General features: G+C 64.2%; 2 protein-coding genes and 1 pseudogene. 1 reads left to right on the top strand and 2 read right to left on the bottom strand.

Translation table 11 applies throughout. The features are described from left to right. Positions 1-178: pseudogene (locus EN994_RS32420) on the bottom strand (DUF899 family protein); the annotation flags it as partial. 88 nt (positions 179-266) lie between these two features. Between EN994_RS32420 and EN994_RS32415 the strand changes: the two are divergent. After that, positions 267-602, top strand: coding sequence for a hypothetical protein (locus EN994_RS32415; protein ID WP_063168797.1), 336 nt, complete (start codon positions 267-269; stop codon positions 600-602). A gap of 28 nt (positions 603-630) precedes the next feature. Here the strand turns inward: EN994_RS32415 and EN994_RS32410 are convergent. Further along, positions 631-1147: carbohydrate ABC transporter permease (locus EN994_RS32410; protein ID WP_164746467.1), on the bottom strand; the 517-nt coding region annotated here is incomplete at its 5' end.

Genomic DNA, 1147 nt, shown 5'->3' with positions numbered 1-1147 from the left:
CAGAGCAACCGCGCCGGGCCTCGGCGACCTCTTCCATGGCGCGGCGCAGCTCGATTTCCTTCTTCAGCAATTTTTCGCGCGCGGTGCGGTATTTCGCGGATTCGTTGGGAAAGGTGATCATGATCGGCTCCTTCAAGTCGCAGCGCCGGCGTCCCGGCGCGGTTGCTCTGCGACCCAAGGACGTTTGGCGGTGATCGGCTCCGACATTTATTGCGCATGGTGATATGTCGTAATACCTGTCCGGGCAGCGTGATCCGGGGGACGAGATGCACGACGACGAGATCGATCTGCGCTGCCCGCAAGTAGTGACCGACAATGCCGCCAAGGGCCTCAGACTGCGCGGAGAATTCGGCCGCGGCGGCACCGAGATCGGCGTCGCCCGCGCCACCGAACTGAAGAACCGGGAAAAGCTCGCGCCCTCCACCATTCGCCGCATGGTCAGCTATTTCGCCCGCCACGAGGTCGACAAGCGCGGCAGGAACTACGGCAATGAGCAGAACCCTTCGGCCGGCTACATCGCCCGGCTGCTGTGGGGCGGCGATGAAGGCCGCACCTGGGCGCTTGATCTCAAGCAGAAGATCGGCAACGCGCCGGACATCTGACAACGGTCCGCACTACGCTGACCGCTCCTCACCCCTTCACCCCGCCGGCGGTGAGGCCGGAGACGATCTTGCGCTGGAAGATCAGCACCAGCACCACCAGCGGCACCGTGACGATCACCGAGGCGGCCATGATGTTGCCCCAGGGGATCTCGAACTGCGAGTTGCCGGAGAGCAGCGCGATCGCCACCGGCACGGTCCGCTGTGCGTTGTTGGAGGTGAAGGTCAGGGCAAACAGGAACTCGTTCCACGCACCGATGAAGGCCAGCAGGCCGGTGGTCGCCAGCGCCGGCCACATCAGCGGCAGGAAGACCCGGGTGACGATGATCCACGGCGTCGCGCCGTCTAGGATCGCCGCCTCCTCGACCTCGACCGGCAGGTCGCGGACGAAGGTGGTGAGCACCCAGACGGTGAACGGCAAGGTGAAGATCATGTAGGAGAAGATCAGCGCGAACAGGGAATTGTAGAGGCCGAAGATGCGGACCAGTTCGAACAGCCCGGCCAGCAGCGCCACCTGCGGGAACATCGACACCGACAGGATGATGAAC

The organism is Mesorhizobium sp. M7A.F.Ca.CA.002.09.1.1, from assembly GCF_003998555.1.
Taxonomy (GTDB): Bacteria; Pseudomonadota; Alphaproteobacteria; order Rhizobiales; family Rhizobiaceae; genus Mesorhizobium; species Mesorhizobium ciceri.
The sequence above is the reverse complement of the archived record's forward strand: the minus strand, read 5'-3'. Positions and strand labels throughout refer to the sequence as shown.